The following is a 21,756-nucleotide window of genomic DNA, read 5'->3' as shown; positions in this document are numbered from 1 at the left end:
TTATTCGAAATAGTGTATAACCTAGGGCTATAATCAGCATTCTTGGAAAATTAAAGCGCGTATTAATACGAGTGTTTTTGGATAGTTGCGATATAAAATGAAGAAAAAACGCCCCTCATTACAGGATGTAGCTTCGCGAGTTGGTGTTACCAAAATGACCGTGAGTCGTTTTTTGCGTAACCCCGAACAAGTCTCTGAAGCTTTACGAGAAAAAATTGCGCGTGAATTAGAGAGCCTTAATTATATTCCTAATCGCGCTCCTGATATTTTATCTAATTCGACCAGTCATGCGATTGGGGTATTACTACCTTCTTTAACTAACCAAGTTTTTGCCGAAGTTATTCGTGGCATTGAATCAGTGACCGATAAATACGGTTATCAAACTATGTTAGCACACTATGGATATCGTGCTGAAAAAGAAGAAGAGCGCCTGCTTTCATTACTCTCTTATAATATCGATGGGCTTATTCTTGCTGAAAGAACGCACACACCAAAAACAATGAAAATGTTAGAAACCGCGGGTATTCCTGTGGTAGAGATCATGGATAGCGTTTCGCCTTGTTTTGATTCGGCGGTAGGATTAGATAACGTTGAAGCCTCACAACAGATGGTCAATGAGATGATCAAACGTGGATGCAAACGTGTTATCTACCTTGGCGCAAGACAGGATGAACGAACCTTAATGCGTTTAAACGGTTATGAAAAAGCAATGCAAAATGCGGGTTTACCTGTTGGTAATGTGATGACTCCAAAAAGTTCATCTTATTCATTAGGGGCTGAATTATTACATGCTGCACGTAAGCAATATCCTGATTTAGACGGACTTTATTGCACCAATGACGATATTGCGATTGGTGCTGTTTTTGAGTGTCAACGTTTAGGTATTTCCGTGCCAGAGGATATTGCAATATCGGGTTTCCACGGACATGATGTTGGACAAGTGATGACGCCTCGTCTGGCGAGTATCTTTACCCCTCGTGATGAAATGGGGCAACAAGCAGCTGATTTATTGCTTAAACGAATGAAAGGTAAAATTGCGCGAGGCCAAGTGATTGATGTTGGTTTCCGCATTATTACTGGTGAAAGTATTTAAATATTTAACTTATTGATATTGAAATGAATTAATAATTTTACTAACCCTATTGTTATATGATTAACAGTAGGGTTTTTTATTGAGATACCTTCTCTCTTTCAACGTTATTACTCCCCTATTTTGCGGCGAATAAAAGGAAGCTGATCAGATGTTTTGTTGTCAGTTTGTAGATCATCTTACTTTCATTTGAGAGTCGCTTCACATTTTCGCTCCTTAGTTGATCTTCGTTGTTGTATTCACCTTACCACTTCGGATATGTTACCCGTAACAGTTACGGGTAACATTACAAAAAAGACTTAATATCTGCCTTAAAGGAGCATTCTATGAACGATACCCAATCCCTACACCATGTTTTTATCTTAATGGGGGTATCAGGCAGCGGTAAATCTGCGGTCGCAAGTGGTGTGGCACAACGTACAGGTGCGGCATTTTTAGACGGTGATTTCCTGCACCCTCGCTCAAATATTACTAAAATGGCATCAGGGCACGCTTTAAATGATGAAGATCGTAAGCCTTGGTTACAAGCATTAAATGATGCAGCATTTGCGATGCAAAGAACCAATGAAGTTTCGTTAATTGTTTGTTCTGCATTGAAAAAACAGTATCGCGATATGTTAAGAGAGGGCAATCAATGTCTACACTTTTTATATTTAAAAGGTGACTATGAGCTAATTGAAAGCCGCTTAAAAGCACGTAAAGGGCACTTCTTTAAACCTCAAATGTTAGTGACTCAATTTGAAACCCTAGAAGAGCCAGCAAAAGCTGAAAATGATGTATATGAAATTGATATTTCAGTGCCACTTGATGACGTGATTGAAAGTGCAATTAAGACAATAAATTCAGTCACTCAAAAGACTTTTGAAGGGGAAACGGTATGAGTACATTAACACTGGTGCTAACCGCAGTTGGCTCGGTTTTATTATTGCTCTTTTTTGTGATGTACGCGCGTTTACACGCTTTTATAGCGTTAATGATTGTCGCTATTGGTGCTGGTATTTTCTCTGGTATGCCTTTAGAGAAGATCACACAAACCATGCAAAACGGGATGGGGGGGACGTTAGGTTTCCTCTCAATCGTCGTCGCGCTAGGGGCAATGTTTGGTAAGGTGCTACATGAAACAGGGGCATTAGATCAAATTGCAGTGCGATTATTAAAATACTTTGGTGAGAAACGGGCTAACTACGCATTAGGTATTGCAGGTTTAATCTGTGCTTTACCTCTGTTTTTTGATGTTGCCGTTGTCTTGTTAATTGGTGTTGTATTTGCTGTTGCTCGTCGTACTGGTGGCAATGTGGTGAAAATGGCCATCCCTCTCTTTGCGGGTGTCGCAGGTGCAGCCGCCTTCTTATTGCCAGGGCCAACACCAATGCTGTTAGCTGACCAAATGAATGCTGATTTTGGTTGGATGATTTTAATTGGTTTATGTGCAGCTATTCCTGGGATGTTATTAGCAGGTCCTATTTTCGGTAACTTTATTAGCCGTTACGTCACATTAGAATTACCAAAAGATTTGTCAGAACCGAGTTTAGGTCAAAACAAAATGCCTTCTTTTGGTTTTAGTCTTGCACTTGTGTTATTACCGCTAGTTTTAGTGGGCTTTAAAACCATTGGTGCGCGTTTCGTTGAGAAAGAGACTGAGTTATACAATATTCTTGAGTTTGTAGGTCATCCTTTTATCGCTATTCTTGTTGCTTGTTTAGTGGCTATTTACGGCTTAGCTATTCGCCGTGGTATGAGCAAAGAAAAAGTGATGGAGATTTGCTCCGCAGCAATTCAACCTGCTGGGATCATTTTATTGGTCACTGGTGCGGGTGGTGTCTTTAAACAAGTGTTAGTTGATTCTGGCGTTGGTCCTGCATTAGGTAATGCGTTAATTGGCGCGGGTATGCCAATTGCAATTGCGTGCTTTATTCTTGCAGGTGCTGTGCGTGTGATCCAAGGTTCTGCGACCGTTGCATGTTTAACCGCTGTTGGCTTAGTTTTACCGGTTATCAATGAGCTGGGCTACAGTGGCGCTCAAATGGCGGCATTATCAATCTGTATTGCGGGCGGCTCTATTATTCTTAGCCACGTTAATGATTCGGGTTTCTGGTTATTCGGTAAATTTACTGGAGCAACAGAAGCGCAAACATTAAAAACATGGTCATTGATGGAAACTATTCTCGGTACAACAGGTGCTGTCGTAGGTATGATTTTCTTCGCTTTTTTATAAAATTGAATCTTTATTTTCTTGTAATTAGCGCGTCTTTTGACGCGCTTTTTTTCATTGCTATAAATGACTATGAAATGTGACAGAAAATATCCCGTTTCTCATTAATCTATAGGTTTATTTATTAAGTGGGCAAACTAGGGCTGTTATTTTATGGTTGACTATAATTCGCTTTTTATTAAACACACGGATTGTAATATCCACACCATCACGCTAATTCGAGATTCGATTTTAGCATCAAGTAATAAATTACAAGATAAGCTCAATTTACTTGATGAAATGGAACATCTCTTTAGCAAGATGTTGGATAATTCGCAGTCATTGACTCAATTTCTAAATGAAGTGGATACGCATTTTACACATAGCCGAGAAGAGATAGAAGATTTCTCAAGTTGGTTGAAAAAAATTAAAGATAGCGCCAGCAATATTGATAGGCTTTCCAGTCAGGCGAATATTTTATCCATTAACTCAGCAATTGAGGCTGGACATATTGGGCGTGAAGGGGCGGGATTTGCAGTCTTAGCTCAAGAGATGAAAAAGTTGTCATTAGAGATCCAAAAACAAGCTTCTTCTATTGCCAGCATTAATAATAATTTAGGTGCTCGCTTTATTTCCGTTAAAGAAACCACAGAAAAAAACCAACAGCAAGTTCAACAAGTTAAAACACTGGTTGAAGAAGGGCATCAAAATTTAACGTCATTGTCAGAACAAGCCAATGAGCTTAAACATATTTTTACCTTTCTTTCGATGCAGCAATTTTTTAATACGGTCAAACTCGACCATGTTTTATGGAAAGAGGCGATTTATATTCACTTATTAAATAATGATGATGAACACTGTGTTAATCAGCATACAGAGTGCCGTTTAGGGAAATGGTATTATCAAGGTGATGGTAAAAAATTTGCAAAAACTGACGCCTTTCGTCGCTTAGAAGAACCCCATAAATTAGTGCATGAATGTGGTCGTTTAGCATTAAAGGCCAATATAGAAGATAATCAAGAAGCGGTTGCACACTATATAGAGAAAATGGAACAAGCCAGCGTTGATGTTATTAAATATGTCGATGTTTTATTAAATTCAGATAATTACTAACCTGATGAATAAAATGAGAAAAATAAAAAGGAGCGAAAGCTCCTTTTTATTTGTTAAACAGAGTGGGTCAGCCTTTGTTTATTAAGGTATTCAATTGGCTATAAAGTGTATTGGCACTGCTTTCATAACCTTCACGAGAAAGATGAACACCATCAGGTCTTGCCAAATCATACAGCGCCCATGCTTTTATCGAACATTCGCCACCCATATAATCACGCCAATCCCAAAAGAGCGTCTTCTCTTGTTGAGCCACTTCTTTTTGAATTCTGATAATATCGCTTAGCCATTGAGGCTGTTGTGAGCGACAATCAAGTGCTTCTTTATTTTTGATTGAGTCAGAAGGCCCAATTAATAAAATGGCGCTATTAGGAGCTTGCTGTCGAATTTGGCGAATTTTATCCGTAAGCTGTTGGCGATAGGTGTTCAAATCGAAAGTGTCATTAAACGCTTCATTTGTGCCATACGCTAAAATCACCATATCAGGGTTTAATTGACCAAGTGTTTCAGTCCATTGTGTTCCCCATTTATCCATCATATTGATAGTGGCACCATTAATGCCTAATGAGGATAACATTACGCCAGGCTGTTGATTAGTGATCAACCAACCGCCTAATTTAACTGGTTGATTTTTGCTGATGGTAATACTAACAGGGAATGTCATGGCTGTTGGGTTTGAAAACTGCCATTTACCTTGCGTTTGCGATAATGAAAGCACTTTATTTGTTGACGATTGTACATTCATTTGTGCTGTTGTTGGGGCTTTATAGAGCGCTTGCAATTGATAACGTTGCTGAGTGACTGGATTTTCAGATAACTGTAATTTTGCCCATTTCGCTTGAGGCTCACTAATAAAGCCACCTAATGGAAAATCAGGATCGCTATCTTTTCTGCTCGAAAGCAGTGTCCACGCTTTTTTATCACTCTGATATTGTACGTTTGCAATACGTTGACCCGCGATATTAGTCGGGGGAATAAAACCAATGCCGCCATTGCCATAGTCTGCTTGAAAACGCTCACGCAACTTACCACTGAAAAAGTCAGCCGCAGTATGGGAATCACCTAACTGAACGATATGCACAGTTTGGCGGCCTTGTTGTAATTTCTTAACAAAACCCGCAAAGTGAGGATCGTGATAGTTGTAAAGTTGTCTTGAACCATCAGCAGGTAATACTGTGGGTGTCGGCAACTTCACCGTTTTTTCAGTGTCTTGGTTACAAGCGACTAAGAGTGAAACCAAGGCCAGTATGATTGAACTACTGACTAAGGTTTTACGCTTAAGGACGTGCGTTAGTTGTTTCATTTACAATGACCGTGTTTTTATCTTTTACATCATCAACTGCATTATCTTCTTTCGTTTCTTCTTGAAGATGAATACGTGAGAATACGTGTTGAGCAATAATTTGCTGACCTTTTAAGCTAAAATGAATGCCATCACCGGCTCTTAACTTAACACGACTACTACCATCACCCATATAATCAGAATAAATATCTTTCTCATATTTAAACATATCATTGACGGAAAGGTAAATTTCGCCCATTTTCTCTGCTTCTTCACGGTAAAGTTTATCAAGATATGCCATCCCTTCGGACAACTTCTGCTTGCGCATATTGGGTGGTCCAACCCAAATAACCGTGACATTATTCTGTCTGGCATTTTCTATAATGCTTGCAATTCGCGCTCGGTAGGCTGATTCCCATGCTTCGCTTGCAAATTTTAAGTAGCGTCCTCCACCATCTGGAGGCATATCCCAAGGATCGTTAGGGCCTAAAAAGACCACTAATAATTTAATGGAGTCGTCGCTGGCTAATCGCGTTGCAATCGTTTGAGGCCAATTGAAAAAGCGAGGATAAGCCAGCCCTGTACTTTGCTTACTTAAATCAATACTACTGATGTTGTAGTCCGTTTGAAGTTGGCGTTTAAGTAAAGGAGCAACACCCTGCATCATTGAGTCGCCTGCAAATAAGACTTTATCTTTAGGTGATAAAATAATTTCTGTTTTTTGTACGATAGGTTTTAAGGCTTCTAAGGCCGCATCAGACACATCCGTGACCGAATGGTAAGGTAATCCTCCCATTGCTTGCTTACGTTGCAGTAATTGCGGGAAGCGTTGCGTCAATTGAGATGCAGGTCGTGTATAACCATTAAAGAAATGCAATCCCACCGCAAAGCCTTCTGGAAGTTGCTCCGATGTTGAGATTTGTTCTATTGGCTTTGCCTGATTATCAGGATGATTAACCTGTAGATAATCTCCATAGCTTTCTACCGCAACAAATACGCCATCACGCAGTTGTCCTCCCACTTGCCAAGCATAATAGTGAGAAAGCCCAGACCAAGGCGCAGGACGATGATATTGCTGTTGCCAAAAGCGCTCTAGTGATGTTTGGTTTAGCCAAATCAGCAAGAGGGTACTAAATAGCACCATTAAAGCGACTTTTGCTGTCTTTTTTAAGTTTGAGCAGAAATCAAAAGCTGGCATAAATAAATCCTGGCACCCCATCTGGAGACAACATAAAAATAATCGTGAGGATCAACGCAAGTGGTAGAGGATAAACATACCACGGCACTCTTTTCTCAAGACGAGCCACAATATCCCTTAAGGTGACAAAGCAAGGGTAAAGTAAGAAAAGTCCCCAGAACATAAAGAGCGTTAAGCCTTCAGCTTGTAATGAAGCCCAAGCACCTACACTAAAGAGTTGTTGTATCAGAACAAGAGCATCTCCGATTGTTTGGCTGCGGAAAAAGATCCAAGCAAAACAAACAAAGTGGAACGTGATAATCCATGACAACAACATATTTAACGAAGATAGCGCAGTGGGTGGCGCATTTTTCCTCACAGGAAACAGGCGGTGTTTAATATTTAATAACACCACGCCAATTCCATGAATTGCGCCCCAAATAATAAAGGTCATTGCTGCGCCATGCCACAATCCTGAAATGACCATTGCTGCAAAGGCATTAAAGTTCTGTCTGATAACGCCTTTACGATTGCCCCCTAAAGGAATATAGACGTAATCGCGAATAAAGGTAGATAGACTGATATGCCAACGACGCCAGAAATCAGCGAGGTTGATCGCTAAATACGGCGCATTAAAGTTACGAGGCACGACAAAGCCGAGTAATAAGGCAATACCTGTCACTAGATTGGTATAACCCGAGAAGTTGAAATAGATATGCCATGCGTAGGCATAGATAGCCGTTAAGACTTGCCCACTTTGCGCTAAATCGGGTGCATTAAAAACAGGATCAACATAGTTTGTTGAGAACCAACCACTTAACCAAAAGAGTTTTGCGATAGCTAAAACAATCAGCATGATCGCCCCTTTATAATCAATGATTTTTCGTGTTGGTGCCTGAATTTGAGGGAGAAATTCTTTGGCGCGATTAATTGGCCCGGCCACAATGCTTGGGAAAAAGCATAAATAAAGAACGACATCTAAAAAAGGCGCTTTGGGGATCTCTTTTCGACAAACGGAAACCACATAACTGACCGAGTGAAAAATATAGAAAGAGAGTCCTAATGGTGCCAGTAATTCAATAAGAGGAAGCTCAATACTGAGTCCCCATTGCTGGAATGCCTGTGTCAGTGATTCTTGGAAAAACGAGTAGTATTTAAAGGCAGTAAAATAAACAGCAACCAATAATCCCAATAGCCAATAGATGACTTTAGAAGAAGTGTACTTAGTTAATATATTTGCCAGTAAATAAATAAAGAGTGTATAGCTTAATAAGATAATCGCAGGACGATAATCCGCATAAAAGAGAAAAGCGTAACTGACTGTAATCAGTAGAATATTTTGGATCTTAATCTGCTTTTGAAAGAGCCAGTATAGAATAAAAAAGCTAACAAAGGCTCCGAGAAACTCGAATGAAAAAAAATTCATAAATGGCTCTAAGGGTGTGATTTAAAAGTCATACCAAACGTATTACCACATATATTATGAATTCTAAGCCGGCTTTCAATCAAAAGATTGTCTTGTGATAAATAAAAGCCACTTTTCTCTAGAAAGAAAAGTGGCTTTTTACACTATGAAAGCCTGCTAAGGCCTAACTTTCTTGTTTCGACTGCAACTGAACTTGGGTGATCAGTTTTTTATTTGAGTCGAACATTTCGGTCAGATAATCGTTATAACTTGAGCCCATTTCTGAGTAACCTTTCAAGTCAGTGATTAACTGGCGAGAGTCGAGTTGCTGTTGCGTCATTCTTTGCTGTGCTCTTGAGGAGCGCAATGAATTGTAGGCGCGGTGCGTATTGAGATTACGCATATAAGCAATCACAGAGCCTTCAATATCAGGGTAGGCTGCATAGCCTTTGGTTTTCCCTGGTACATTATTGCAAGACTGACTCCCACATCGCATACCGAATAAGTTATTGTTTTGCTGTGCCAACTTCGATGTGCCCCAACCTGATTCTGTAGCGGCTTGCGTTGCGACAAAGTGTGTCGGAATAATGTCAACGCGAGTCAATAACGAATCCCAATTTACTTTTTTGGGGCTGGTACATGTAACGCCATAGTATTGACAGATCTCACGCAGTTTTTTTAACTCTGCGCTGCCCCAGTGCTGGGCTTTACGTTGAGCGAGTAACCACTCACGATCTCTCAAAATCTTATTATTAACATTGTCAATAATAGGAACTATGACATTTAAAAACGCTTTCTTACGCTGCGTTCCCGATGGGTATTTTTTCAAATCTGGCAACGGTGTTGACGTGCTTTTGAAAGAATACGCCTGCAGCATTTGGGAACTGCCGGTACTGGTTGAAGCAAAGCTTACACCAGTAAAGAGTAGTGAAATCAAGAAAGCGAAGACGGCACTTGTCCTCATCAATTGAGAGGGCATTGCTTCTCCTCGTTTAACTGGATAAAAATCGAACGAATACTAACAAATTACTTTTTTCATAGCTACAAAATATCGCCTCACATTAGGATAACTACGAGTGGTTTGTTAAATAAATGTATAAGGTTTACTGGAAAGCCTCGTTTTATAATCGATTTTTTCCTTTAACAAAAAGTGCTTTTTTTGCGAAAACTTTAATTTATCTTATATAAAAAGGTGTGACTTAACCAAAATTTAGCAAAATTAAGGGTTTTTAATGTGTCAATTTTGTTTGTTATTTAGTCAATTTTTGTTGTTTTTGGTCTAGTTTTATTATCAATTTCGCGTGCTTTTTCTGTTAAATCAGTAAAATCCGCTTCACGCCAATAGGTTTTTGGGCGAGGTAAATCTTCCATTTGATTTGTTGGCCAAAGCTGAAATTCTGCTAATTGTTCTAGAATGTAACCGGAATAAGCACTAGGTAATGTGAGGTAATGAGGCGACGCCATTTCCTCAAAAGGTAAGACCGGATAGCGTTTATCAGAAATGTGATAATCACGCATTAAAACTAAAAATTTATCAGGTACACGTTGCTGACTATCCCACCATTGCCCATCAATCACATCAAACCATTGCTGAGTTAATTGACGAGGTTGAGCCTCTAATTGATAAAGCGCAGAAGGAATAATACCTTGCATCGATTGATTATATTGCTCAAGGCTGGTGGCGTGACCATTAAGGATCAAGGTGAGAGAAAGGCGAGCGCCAATCAAGTTAGAGTAGAGATCTTCGGGTGAAAATGCGGATATTCCTTCTGGAAATCCGGGCACCGAACGTAAACCATACCACTGTGCAATCTCATGCCATATTGCAAGGCGATAACCTAATCGAGCAGCAAGATAGGCACTTAAGGTATAACGCTGTGCTTCATTTTTAGGCGGTGTAAAGGCGTTAAAGTGTATTTTACGTTGTGCCAACTCATTACTTAGCGTTAACGTCCACTCTTGCCCTAATTTTGGATAGATATGACTAAAGAGATAATAAGTATAATCTGCGGTGTCACGAATATGGGCAATATCAAGAAACCCACCCTTATGAGAGTAAATTAAACCCGATTTTTCGCTGCCAATCCCTAATACTGCCGCGGTGCCGAGCCAAAAACTGTCGTTATAGCGATGATTGCCCAATGCAGAGGCTTCAACAACATTATCAATACGATAAAACGGGATAGGAATTTCGAGCGCTTTGACTTTTAAGTCATAGCCAAAAGCACAGCAAGGTCTTAATCCATTAGGCGCGGTAAGAGGAGGTGGTGTTTGCCAAGCTTGTGACGCTTCTTCATGAGTGACACTTTCAAGATTGGCATGAATGGGATTAACAGGTGTGACTTGAGTGCAACCTGCAATAAATAAGAAGAAGGCAATGGTGTTAATAAAAAGAAAACGCTTGAACATCAAAATGCTTCACCTACTTGAAAATAGAATCCTGTACTTTCTTTACCTATACCAAAATCGAGACGCACATTCATGCGTGGCTTAAATTCAAATCGATAACCCACACCAACACTAGGTAGCCAATGACCTTGACCTAAATCACGGGCTTGATCGCTTAACGTACCACCACCAATCCAAAGTGCGATGCCATGGCGCCAATTGAGTTTTTGGCGGTATTCTAATTGCGTAGAAAAGACGTGATTATCTTGATATCGCCCTTCGTAATAACCGCGCATCTGGTGCCCATTACTTAACTTAGAAAGTTGGCTCCAAGGTACATCGCCTGATGTGAAGCGGGCATAATTATCAAAAGCTAAAACCGCACTGTCACTTAAAGGATAATAGTAGTTATATTGCATCTGTGTCGCATTAAAGCGGTTATTACTGCCTGTATCAGGAGAATAGTGAGTATAACTAATATCAAATGCTTGCCCTTGACTCGCATTAGGTAAAAAATCACGGCTGTCGTAAGTAAAGCGGAGACTTAACCCAGAGCTTGTGGAGCGCAAAGGTAAATTGTGTTTATCCATATACGCTTTGAAGGGAGCGTCTGGGGCTGCGGCTTGTAAATTTGAATAGTCCCATCCTAATCCGATATAGGTGTTTTGGGCGATTTGACGCAATAAAGTCGGTGTTAAGTGCAATTCTTGAGAGCGGTATTCACCAAAATGATCTTTTACACGACCTTCATGATAACCCTCTCCCCAATAATTGGTTGGCACATTGTTTAACGAGCCAGTGAGATAAAAGCGCCAAGTATCATCCGCGAGATAAGTGTAGTTGCTAAAGGTCATCCCAAAAGCACCCGTTGATGAACCAAAGCCACTTAAAGAGAGTGACGAGATTTTGCTATCAGGGCGACTATCTGCTTGATAAAGACCAACAAGCGCAATACCTACACCAAACTCTAATTCTGGTGTATAGAAAGGTCCAGGCAAAACTCCCCAATCAATGGTTTTACTGCGGTCGAAACTATTTTCTCCTCCTAAGCCAACTAACCATTGGTCTATTTGTTGTCTATCTGGGAAGAGTTGTGCTTGTGCTGTGTGTGAAATAAAGAGGCTGGCAAATGCCAGCCCCAAAATAAAAGGGTATTTAACCATTAAAAACGGAACTCACCAGAAACAAAGAAGCTATTACGATTATTAAAGCCAAATTCGGTTATCACGTTAAAATTACGCGTTAATTCTAAACGGGCACCTAAAGTTTGGCTCCATTTATGGGCAAGATGCTGTTCAACATCGAATTTCATGCCAGGATCATCTAATGCTTGGATTAAGCCTGCAAATGCTGGTGGAAGGTTTAACTTATTAATATCCCCTTTAAAACGTTGGGTAATATCTTGGTACATTGCACCTGTCCACACTTGTAATTTGGTATTTCCTTGTCCAGCAATGAACGGTGAAAAGACAAATTCATAACCCACGCGAGGTGAAATCACTAATGCTTTAATATCACCATCTAAGATATCAAGGTTAGTTTTGGTGTAGTTTAAATCGAAAGTAGCGAAATATTGGTTATATCCTCCCGCCAAAGTAAAACCACCACCATAAGTATCACCTTTAAAATCAAGATCAAAAGGCATACCTTCTATAAACGGTAAAGGAAAACCAGCAAAACTACCTCCATTCAGGATTGTTTTTGATGTACCTTTAGTTCGACCATATAAGCCATAAACGTTCATAAAAGGGAATACCCAGCTATCGAGTTTTAGCATATGGGTTTCACTTTTTTCACGCGTATGACCTGCATCTATTTTTAACGCGTCTGCTGTTTCTGGATTTTTAGGCATGATAAAACCAATTTTATCTACGATGATATCTTGGCGTAGATTCATATAGCTGTAGCTGGCACCAAAAGGCTCTGGTAAATCATAACCACGGGCGCGGGCTTCATCGCCCCAAATAGGTAAAACGCGAGATTGGCTTGCTGGGGTGCGAGTATCTAACGAACCTTCGCTATTTAAGGCAGTACCGCCGGATTGGCTCACACTTAAAGAGAGCAGGGGGCGATCGCTATCAGCATAAGAAAAGCCAGTAGCAAGAAGAGAGGCAGTTAACACCACCTTATTTAAATTGGAAAAGTTCATACATAACCCACAGAAAATGTTTAAAAAGAAAGTAGTAAGTAAAAGAGTAGCCGGAAATTTTAATCTTTTTCTTTTTAATGGTCACCAGCTATAAGTGCGATATACAGTAAGAGATGCTTATATTCTGTATTATTATAGGATTATTAAAGGTTTATTAAGGGAAAAGCGCGATATTTTCTAAGTTAATCTTAATAAAAGTAGAATTTATAAAGAAGAATGATAACGTTTCTTTTAATTATTCTTATTTTGTTATTTTTCTTTTTATTGACTAAATAAACATCGAAATAAGATATTCGTGTGATAAACAGTTATGATAATAATCATCTAGTATGGATTATTTTTATAAAGGAACGTTATGACCTATCAAGAGCTTTATCAGTACGCTATTTTTATGCTCTCTCGCCGTGATTACGGCACAGTAGAGCTACAACGTCGCCTAGCACGAAGAATAAGAGAAAGCGATCGAGAAGCACAAACTGTCACTGATGAAACCTGCTTACCTCAAGTGGTGGAACATTTATTAGAAAATCATTATCTTGATGATAATCGTACTGTTTATGCTTTCTTTCGCAGTTATTTAAATAAATCTTATGGTCCTTTGCGTATTCGTCAAGAATTACGCGTAAAAGGTTTCCCCGGTGAAATTATTGAACGTCTCTTCGAAGAAGATGAAACAGATTGGTATACTCTTTGCCAAGAGGTTCATGAAAAAAAATTTGGTGGTAGTAAACCCAAAGATTTTAAAGAGAAAGCGAAACACATTCGTTATCTACAATACCGAGGATTTACCTCTGACACGATTAATGCCCTGTTTTAAATCATTAACGTAGTGTCATTGCGATATCATCTAATTTCTTATTATTCTCTTTTTTAAAATAGACTTTTTGATGTAAGAAAATATCAAAAGGAAAAGGAGAACGAATAAACTGTACTTCATCGTTTGTAATGGTTGAAATATAATGAATATTTTCAGGCATAAAGCAGTAACCCGCCCCTTCATCAACGCAGTGCAAAACATCCGCCATTTCTGTTAAACCTAAAGTATGGTATTGATAACCTTGATTTTTTAGCTTGTCTAAAATCGTTGAAAATATGGGGTTTTGCAAAGTACTACTTCTTTGTATTAAGGTTTCTTTGGCAAAAAATGTTTTGGTATTGGGATATTGTTCAAAGAGTTTTTTGCTCACCAATAATCCGACTTTTTGTGTGCATAAATTAATTGCATTGATATTTTTTTGTGGATAGTCAAACTCAAGAGAAGAAATCACAAGATCAAACTCTTTATCAAAAAGTTCCTCTTTAATATCATCAATATAACCATCTTCTAAAGATAGGCTATATTGACTGTTTTTTTGGCGGATCTCCAACAGTTTTGTTTTTAGATCAGGGTAATAAAGACCATCTAATTTAATGGAGAGCGAGGTTTTATCCTCATTGGGATTCATTATCTGATTTTCAATTTTTCTAATTTTTTCATAATAGGGATATAAACGTTCATAGAGTGTTTTCCCCGCAGGGGTTAGATCCATTCCGTTTTTGGAGCGTTTAATCAGTGACTTACCTATTTGGCTTTCAAGTTCATTAATACCGTGGCGCAGTGCAGATGGGGTAACATTGATTTGTTCCGCTGCTTTTACTAGGCTTTGACAAGTCGCAACGGCAAAGAACTGATTTATTTTTCGTGAGAAAAACATGCAGACGTTCTCCATATTTATTTGTATATATATTTAAAATGAATAATCCTCTTGAATGAAATTTTTATATTGATATTTATCAATAATCATTTTAGCGCGACTAAAAATAAAAAAAAGCACAACGAATAATTTAAAAAATAACATTACCGACTAAAATTGATAATAAATCAGAATGTTTTTTATAAAAATAAAATCAAATGATTGATTGTATTATGTTGTCATATTTTGTTTGTTATTTACATCTCTTTTCTTGTTTTTTTTTCTTATTTAGAATCGCATTTAGCCGACAAAGAGTAAAAAAACTCAATAACAGATTATAAAAAATTCAATTTTCAATTTTTATTTTCTTGATATTTTAATTTTCGAGATGAAACGATGATTCCATTCTCTTAATTTTAAATTAACTTATATTAGGAAAATATTTAATGAAAAACATTAATACACTTTTAACGAAAATGAACTCTTCTACTTCAGAAGTGATTACATTAAAAGAATTAGCACCATTGTCACTTCATGAAATTCGTGCATTAAGCGAAGAGAAATTAAGTTGGCATGAGGCAAAAATATTATATACACACGCACAAGAAGCAACAAAAATTAATAAGCTTAATGAAGCTCATCATTTAGCACGTAATAACCCACAAGTGCAAAATGCCGTGGCGTTAGGTATTCAACAACAATCAGCACAAAGCCGTGCATTAGGTGATTGGATCCCAAATAGAGACAACCATTATGTCGATTCTAAATCTGTTGCATCAATGTTTTCACCCGCTGGTTATTTGACCGAGCTTTATCGTGAAGCAAAAGCCTTACATGCAGAAAATTCAATTTATCACTTGGATAAACGTCGTCCTGATTTAGCGCAATTAGTGTTATCTCAAGACAATATGGATAAAGAAGTTTCTACCCTTTCTTTATCAAATCAAATTTTAACCACAGTATTACAGAGTAAATTAGGTAGTAGCAAAGATCTATTTCGTGAATTAGCCACCAACCGTTTAACCGGTGGTACACCTTATCACCAACCTTATGAAACCATTCGCCAAGCTATTTTACTGCAAGATAAAAACCTTGAAGGATTAATGTCAGCCACTGATATCACTAAAACCTTCGACTCAGCAATACTAGCCTCTATTCAAGCCGATATTTCCCCTGAGCTTTATAATATTTTAACTGAAAATATTGATAAAGATACGAATGCACTTTTTGAGAAAAACTTTGGTAATATTAACGAAAAATTATTGAATAACTCTCACTTTATCGCTGAATATTATGATATTGATATTAAAGATGCTCAATCTGTTATCAAAGCATTTAATAAAAGAGAAACACTGTCAAATAAAGAGCTATTAAATTTAAATAAAATTATTCGATTATATAAAGCCACAGGAATGCCACTACTATCTGTGCTTACCGCCATTAAATCTAAAAATACTCTGTTTAATATTGATAAAGAAACGTTAAGTAGTTTTTTCCACTTGCAAGTAATAATGAAAAATTACCCTATTACCGTGGAACAAGCGATTGTGCTTAATGGAGGATTAATTTCAAAAATATCTTTTGATAATACACCATCTCAATTTGATCAATTATTTAATCATCCACTACTTAATGATACTTTTTTTATTGATGACAATCATTCTCTTGATTTAGTTAATGCAACATCTTCTACCGATATTACTCGTTTAAATACCTTAAAGCGTGCTTTTAATGTCAATAATATTGAACTGGTGATGTTATGGCAATTAGCATCGGATAATGCTAACTTTGCGTGTTCATTAGCGAATCTTTCTTTACTTTATCGTACCCATTTATTGGCTCAAATTTATGGCTTATCCGTTAATGAATTAATATTGCTTATTAATATTTTGCCATCACCTTTTAATAAACAGATTGTGAAACATGAAACTTCTGATGATATGGGTCATTTAATTCACACTATTAATGATGTAGTGCAATTTGCCAAAAAAGAAAAATGGACAATTAGTGAACTATTTTTAATTTGTACGCAACAATATGAGTCTGAATTTAGTTCTGAACTTGAAGTGTTAATTAATACTTTAAAAGTCATATTAAAAAATACACTGACAGATTATGAAGCACAATTCTCAGCTGTTGCATCATTTATTGCCTCTGAGATGGGTGTTGATTCTATTGAAAAAGCAAATTCGATATTACAATGGGTTGACCTAGAAGTGGGTAATAAATATCTAAAAGATGTATTGCCAATAATTATTAAAGATACTCTAACTCAACAAGACAAAGTAGATATTGCACAATTCTTTAACAGGCTTAAAAAAATTACCTTGGTTTCCAATAAAGTGGGATTGAATAAGTATGAGTTGGAATTTATTAGTACTAAATTGAATTATCTTTATTCTAAAGAAGATTATATTTTAACAATTGATAAAATAAAATATGTCACTCAATTCCATCATTTTATTTCACAATGTGGCGATAGAGCGAATGATTTCTTAAATGGCCTTGAAAATAAATCACTAACCGCGAAAAAACTGGCATCTATTTTAAATATCGATGAAACAACGCTTACTCAAGCTTTGGCATTAACGCCAACCAATGCATTAAATGATTTTCAAAATATTACTGTTCTTATTCAATATCTTGAATTATCTAAGATGCTGGGTATTTCACCGAAAGATTTTGAATTATTCATTGAGTTAAAATACACCGAAAATAATAATGTTGCTGCTACATATGATAGTTGGGATAAACTTAGCCAAATTATTCAGGCAGGTTTAAGTCGTGAAAAAACAGCACAACTTGTTCAATTAATGGATGAGAAAAAAGCAACAGTATTAACTCACTATTATGCCAATCAAAGTAACAACCTATCGTTAACGGGTCGTGATGATGTTTATCACCACTTATTAATTGATAATCAAGTTTCTTCTGAGATTATGACAACGCCGATTGCACAGGCAATTGCCAATATTCAGTTTTATATTAATAACTGCTTATCGGGTGATGAAAAGGATGTTGATAAGAATGTGAAAGGCCGTACTTTCTTTGTGCAATGGAATGAGTTTAATAAACGTTATAGCACATGGGCAGGTGTCTCTAAATTAGTTTATTATCCTGAAAACTATGTTGACCCAACCATGCGTATTGGGCAAACCAAAATGATGGATACCCTATTACAATCCATTAGCCAAAATAGTGTGAACCGCGATACGGTAGAAGATGCCTTTAAAACCTATTTAACTTCATTTGAGCAAATCGCCAATTTAGAAGTATTAAGTGGATACCATGATAGTGTGACATTAAATGATGGTATAACCTATTTTATTGGACGTAACCCTGCTGACCAAATGAGTTATTACTGGCGCAGTGCTAATCATAGCAAAATTAAAGGTGATAAATTAGCCGCTAATGCTTGGACTGAGTGGACTAAAATTGAAAATGGTTTAAATCCGTATAATGATTTAATTCGTCCAGTTATTTTTAATAGCCGTTTATATATTGCTTGGATTGAAAGAACAGAAGTTGCTAAAGATAAAGCATCACAATCTATTGAAAAAGAAATTAAATATAGTTTAAAGCTATCTCATATTCGTTATGACGGTTCTTGGAGTGCGCCGGTTAGTTTTGAATTACAGGATGAAATGATTAAGGATAATAAAGGAAGTTTTCATTTAACTTATAATGAAGAGTTAGATGAGCTATTTGTTTTTTTATATAAAATGAAATCATCATATGATAGTGATAATAGTGATTATCATCTTTACTCTATTAATAATGAAATGAATATTTCGTCAATTTATGATTCAGGAAGTCCAGGTGAAAATATAAAAATAATATATAGTAGTGTAAAAAGTGAGTTTGATAAATTTAATGATGGTATTCAAAGAATTGTCAATAATAAATATACAAGAAGAGATAAAACAAATTATAATATATCAAAAGATGCAGTAAATATTAAAAATGTAAGTGATAGTACTGATGCGTCATTATATGGATCTATATTAAATAATGCGAGTATAACTTATACGGGGGAGGGTAAAATAACAAGTCACCTATCTGCATCTATACAATGTGGAATAAAAGAGACTCTATCAGCTTCTTATAAAATAAACGAAATTATTAGTTCTATATTACAAGATTTAAATGATAATAGTGAACTGGAAGATATTTTTTACTGCTCTTTTCCTTTTTATTTACAGAAATATTATCAGGGAGGTGTAACAACAACAAATCACGAAGCTTATTATTGTTTTAGTATTAAGACTAATAATGTTTTATTTTTTATTTTTGATAAAGAAAATGAAAAATTGGTAACTGATATTCCTCATGGAATTAATAACTCCAATCCTACATCTGACTATATGGCTAACGCTTATTTTGTTTATTATGATTCATTTTATTTTAAATTAAAGGATAGTTATGGTTATTATTCTTTAACTGATTATAAAGTAAGTGATTTAATAAATTCTAAAATAATGTATAATGCTTTTTTTAGTGGAATATTTAATACGTTAGATTCTGGTATTCCTGCAGAGGATGTTCCGTGTAATAAGCTCAATCAACTTTACAATAATTATGCTGATCATATAAAAGATATTAAAATTTCATTATCAGCAAATTCAAGAGTGAGTAATTATTCAATAAGCGATTGGAGTGATGATTATAATGGATTTTATGAAGATATAAATTCTCATACTAGTAAAGATGATATTCTAAAGCTTGATATTCCAATTAGTGATTTTGGTGCTAGTGGTGTTATTACATTAAATGCAAATATCTCTGTTATTAATAAAAAAGATCAAGTTTTATCAGAAAAAATATTTGAATTTACGATAAAAAAAATCATCTATAATGAAACTGAAAATGTAATTAGCTTAAATCGTAATACTAAAGGTGCCCAATATCTCTCTATGAAACTGGCAGATAAAACCATGTTAGTGCGTTTAAATACTTTATTTGCGCGCCAATTGGTTAAACTCGCCAATAACGGTATTGATAGCATTTTAACTTTGGATACTCAGCGTTTACCGGAACCCGCATTAGAAGGTAATACTGATAAAACCATGGACTTTAATGGTGCTAATGCACTCTATTTTTGGGAGCTGTTCTATTACACCCCAATGATGGTCGCCAATGTGATGCTAGAAGGTCAAAACTATGATGAAGCGGGTCGTTGGTTGCGTTATGTGTTTAGTCCTAATGGTTATATTGACGTCGGTCAACATACTGATATCGTTTGGAATTCACAACCGCTCTTAACCGATACTGAGTGGGATAAAGAACAACTGGATTCAACCGACCCAGATGCCGTGGCACAAACTGACCCAATACATTATAAGTTAGCCACCTTTATGAAGTGCCTCGATATTCTTATGGAGCGTGGTGACAGTGCTTACCGTGTTTTAGAGCGCGATACCTTAAATGAAGCCAAAATGTGGTATATGCAGGCGCTGAAATTACTGGGTGATGAAACAGAACTACTAGGTGACAACGTTTGGTTAGCACCTAAATTAACCGAAGCGGCATCAAAAACAAAACAACCAACACGTGCTATCAATGAAGAAAGCGAAGAAACCGCATCACCGCGTACCGCTAATTCATTAACGTCGCTGTTTTTGCCACAAATTAATGAGAAGTTAGCACAGTACCATGACACGTTAAAAGTGCGTTTATTTAATTTACGTCACAATTTATCGATTGATGGACAACCGCTATCACTGCCTATTTATGCAACACCAGCGGATCCTAAGGCGTTGCAAAATGCAGCCGTTAATCAATCACAAGGTGGCAGTGCATTGCCAAATGCGGTGATGCCGACACAGCGCTTTCCTGTGATGTTAAACAGTGCAAAATCTGTAGTAAATCAGTTAATGCAGTTTGGTAGCTCGTTGTCTAGCATTACCGAACGTCAAGATGCCCAAGCATTGTCAGAATTACTCACTACGCAAGGTAGTGAAATTATTCTGCAAAATATGAAGTATCAAACAAAGAGTATTGAGGAATTTACCTATAACGAGAAAGCATTAAAAGCGTTACGAGAGGGTGCACAAAAACGCGTTGAGCACTATAGCAAATTGTATGATGAAAATATCAGTACCTCAGAACAACAAGCGATGGATCTCTATCTTGCCTCTTCGGTACTCAATACTGCCAGCCAAGGTCTGAATATCGCTGGTGCAGCTGCCGATTTAGTGCCGAATATTTACGGTTTAGCTGTCGGTGGCTCGCGTCTAGGCGCTATCTTTAATGCTACATCGATTGGTCTACAATTGTCTGGCTCTGCAACCCGTATTGCGGCAGATAGATTAAGTCAGTCAGAGTCTTATCGCCGTCGCCGTGATGAGTGGGCGTTATCTCGTGATAACGCAAAAGTGGAGTTAAAACAAATCGATGCGCAAATTGACGCCCTGAAAATACGTAAAGAAGCGGCAAATCTGCAACTAGATAGTTTGAAGTTACAACAGCAACAAACACAAGAACACTTAACTTTCTTGCAAAATAAATTTACCAATAAAGCCCTGTATAATTGGTTACGCGGTAAATTGATGGCGATTTATAAACCGTTCTACGACTTAACTGTTTCTCGTTGTCGTATGGCAGAATTAGCTTATCAATATGATTTAGGTGAAACACAAACCTTTATTCGCCCTGGTGCATGGCAAGGTAGCTATTCCGGTTTGATGGCAGGTGAAAGCCTAATGCATAACCTGACTCAAATGGAAAACAGTTACCTTGAAAAAGATAAACGTGCGTTGGAAATTACCAAAATTGTGTCGTTGAATGATGTATATCAAGGCTTAAGTAGCAATCAGTTTGGTTTTGAACAAGTCGCTGATGTGATTAATAAATCAAAAACACAGTTAGGTACGGCAGAAAACGGTGTTACGTTGAAAAATGGCCAATTACAAGCCTCTGTAAAACTCTCTGGTTTAGCTATCGACAAAGATTACCCTGCTGATTTAGGTCAATTACGTCGTGTTAAACAGATTAGTGTGACATTACCTGCATTAACTGGCGCTTATCAGAATATCAGAGCGGTGTTGAGTTATGGCGGTAGTGCAGTGAAACCTCGTGGTTGTAATGCGATTGCGATTTCTCATGGCATGAATGACAGTGGTCAGTTCCAACTGAATTTCAATGATGATCGTTATCTGCCATTTGAAGGTTTACCAGTGAATGACACCAGTACACTGACTTTAAGCTTCCCTGATGCGACAGATAAGCAAAAAGAGATGTTACTGACACTGAGCGATATCATTCTCCACATTAATTACACCATTCGTTAATT

General features: G+C 37.1%; 14 protein-coding genes. 6 read left to right on the top strand and 8 right to left on the bottom strand.

What is annotated here, in order from left to right; all coding sequences use genetic code 11:
- Positions 1-97: 97 nt before the first annotated feature.
- The 4 genes from gntR to ABN212_RS04000 all read left to right on the top strand — a co-directional run bounded on the left by gntR (position 98) and on the right by ABN212_RS04000 (position 4,394).
- Positions 98-1,093: a gluconate operon transcriptional repressor GntR gene (gntR, locus tag ABN212_RS04015; RefSeq protein ID WP_198620564.1), complete on the top strand. Its 996-nt coding sequence runs from the start codon at positions 98-100 to the stop codon at positions 1,091-1,093.
- A 323-nt stretch (positions 1,094-1,416) separates the two neighbouring features.
- Positions 1,417-1,971, top strand: a complete 555-nt coding sequence (gntK, locus tag ABN212_RS04010) for a gluconokinase (RefSeq protein ID WP_198620563.1) — start codon at positions 1,417-1,419, stop codon at positions 1,969-1,971.
- Positions 1,968-3,305 (top strand): gluconate transporter, encoded by a 1,338-nt coding sequence (gene gntU / locus ABN212_RS04005; protein WP_198620562.1) that lies wholly within the window; start codon positions 1,968-1,970, stop codon positions 3,303-3,305. Before gntK ends, gntU begins: the two co-directional genes overlap by 4 nt.
- A 150-nt stretch (positions 3,306-3,455) precedes the next feature.
- A complete protein-coding gene (locus ABN212_RS04000) occupies positions 3,456-4,394 on the top strand; it encodes a methyl-accepting chemotaxis protein (protein ID WP_198620561.1) in 939 nt (312 codons plus the stop codon).
- Positions 4,395-4,461: 67 nt separating this feature from the next.
- Here the strand turns inward: ABN212_RS04000 and ABN212_RS03995 are convergent, their stop codons facing one another.
- From ABN212_RS03995 to ABN212_RS03965, 7 genes are all read right to left on the bottom strand, one after another.
- Positions 4,462-5,694 (bottom strand): SGNH/GDSL hydrolase family protein, encoded by a 1,233-nt coding sequence (locus tag ABN212_RS03995; protein ID WP_349442913.1) that lies wholly within the window; start codon positions 5,692-5,694, stop codon positions 4,462-4,464.
- Complete coding sequence (locus ABN212_RS03990; RefSeq protein ID WP_349442912.1) at positions 5,669-6,871, bottom strand: SGNH/GDSL hydrolase family protein; 1,203 nt, start codon at positions 6,869-6,871, stop codon at positions 5,669-5,671. Before ABN212_RS03990 ends, ABN212_RS03995 begins: the two co-directional genes overlap by 26 nt.
- A complete protein-coding gene (locus ABN212_RS03985) occupies positions 6,858-8,276 on the bottom strand; it encodes an MBOAT family O-acyltransferase (RefSeq protein ID WP_198626463.1) in 1,419 nt (472 codons plus the stop codon). Before ABN212_RS03985 ends, ABN212_RS03990 begins: the two co-directional genes overlap by 14 nt.
- Before the next feature lie 163 nt (positions 8,277-8,439).
- Positions 8,440-9,234 (bottom strand): protein bax, encoded by a 795-nt coding sequence (locus ABN212_RS03980; protein WP_160230737.1) that lies wholly within the window; start codon positions 9,232-9,234, stop codon positions 8,440-8,442.
- Positions 9,235-9,509: 275 nt separating this feature from the next.
- Complete coding sequence (locus tag ABN212_RS03975) at positions 9,510-10,664, bottom strand: DUF4056 domain-containing protein (protein WP_109373272.1); 1,155 nt, start codon at positions 10,662-10,664, stop codon at positions 9,510-9,512.
- Positions 10,664-11,806, bottom strand: a complete 1,143-nt coding sequence (locus tag ABN212_RS03970; protein WP_198620557.1) for a BamA/TamA family outer membrane protein — start codon at positions 11,804-11,806, stop codon at positions 10,664-10,666. Before ABN212_RS03970 ends, ABN212_RS03975 begins: the two co-directional genes overlap by 1 nt.
- Positions 11,806-12,792, bottom strand: a complete 987-nt coding sequence (locus ABN212_RS03965; RefSeq protein ID WP_198620556.1) for a hypothetical protein — start codon at positions 12,790-12,792, stop codon at positions 11,806-11,808. The genes ABN212_RS03970 and ABN212_RS03965 overlap by 1 nt, the downstream gene beginning before the upstream one ends.
- Before the next feature lie 355 nt (positions 12,793-13,147).
- Between ABN212_RS03965 and ABN212_RS03960 the strand changes: the two genes are divergently transcribed.
- Positions 13,148-13,609 (top strand): regulatory protein RecX, encoded by a 462-nt coding sequence (locus ABN212_RS03960; protein WP_349442911.1) that lies wholly within the window; start codon positions 13,148-13,150, stop codon positions 13,607-13,609.
- 4 nt (positions 13,610-13,613) lie between these two features.
- On the opposite strand, the gene ABN212_RS03955 is transcribed toward ABN212_RS03960, so the two are convergent.
- The gene (locus tag ABN212_RS03955; protein WP_198620554.1) at positions 13,614-14,486 is read right to left on the bottom strand and encodes a LysR family transcriptional regulator; all 873 of its coding nucleotides are present in this window, start codon (positions 14,484-14,486) and stop codon (positions 13,614-13,616) included.
- A 425-nt stretch (positions 14,487-14,911) separates the two neighbouring features.
- Here ABN212_RS03955 and ABN212_RS03950 point away from each other — a divergent pair, with 425 nt between their 5' ends.
- Positions 14,912-21,754: a neuraminidase-like domain-containing protein gene (locus tag ABN212_RS03950; protein WP_349442910.1), complete on the top strand. Its 6,843-nt coding sequence runs from the start codon at positions 14,912-14,914 to the stop codon at positions 21,752-21,754.
- The last annotated feature ends 2 nt before the right edge of the window (positions 21,755-21,756 follow it).

It is taken from the genome of Proteus genomosp. 6, assembly GCF_040139785.1.
In the GTDB taxonomy this organism is placed as follows: Bacteria; Pseudomonadota; Gammaproteobacteria; order Enterobacterales; family Enterobacteriaceae; genus Proteus.
This window is presented reverse-complemented; position numbering and strand designations above follow the sequence as displayed.

Coding starts and splice junctions, on each gene's coding strand:
- gntR (WP_198620564.1), top strand. CDS start 98: ATGAAGAAAAAACGCCCCTCATTACAGGATGTAGCTTCGCGAGTTGGT.
- gntK (WP_198620563.1), top strand. CDS start 1,417: ATGAACGATACCCAATCCCTACACCATGTTTTTATCTTAATGGGGGTA.
- gntU (WP_198620562.1), top strand. CDS start 1,968: ATGAGTACATTAACACTGGTGCTAACCGCAGTTGGCTCGGTTTTATTA.
- ABN212_RS04000 (WP_198620561.1), top strand. CDS start 3,456: ATGGTTGACTATAATTCGCTTTTTATTAAACACACGGATTGTAATATC.
- ABN212_RS03995 (WP_349442913.1), bottom strand. CDS start 5,694: ATGAAACAACTAACGCACGTCCTTAAGCGTAAAACCTTAGTCAGTAGT.
- ABN212_RS03990 (WP_349442912.1), bottom strand. CDS start 6,871: ATGCCAGCTTTTGATTTCTGCTCAAACTTAAAAAAGACAGCAAAAGTC.
- ABN212_RS03985 (WP_198626463.1), bottom strand. CDS start 8,276: ATGAATTTTTTTTCATTCGAGTTTCTCGGAGCCTTTGTTAGCTTTTTT.
- ABN212_RS03980 (WP_160230737.1), bottom strand. CDS start 9,234: ATGCCCTCTCAATTGATGAGGACAAGTGCCGTCTTCGCTTTCTTGATT.
- ABN212_RS03975 (WP_109373272.1), bottom strand. CDS start 10,664: ATGTTCAAGCGTTTTCTTTTTATTAACACCATTGCCTTCTTCTTATTT.
- ABN212_RS03970 (WP_198620557.1), bottom strand. CDS start 11,806: ATGGTTAAATACCCTTTTATTTTGGGGCTGGCATTTGCCAGCCTCTTT.
- ABN212_RS03965 (WP_198620556.1), bottom strand. CDS start 12,792: ATGAACTTTTCCAATTTAAATAAGGTGGTGTTAACTGCCTCTCTTCTT.
- ABN212_RS03960 (WP_349442911.1), top strand. CDS start 13,148: ATGACCTATCAAGAGCTTTATCAGTACGCTATTTTTATGCTCTCTCGC.
- ABN212_RS03955 (WP_198620554.1), bottom strand. CDS start 14,486: ATGTTTTTCTCACGAAAAATAAATCAGTTCTTTGCCGTTGCGACTTGT.
- ABN212_RS03950 (WP_349442910.1), top strand. CDS start 14,912: ATGAAAAACATTAATACACTTTTAACGAAAATGAACTCTTCTACTTCA.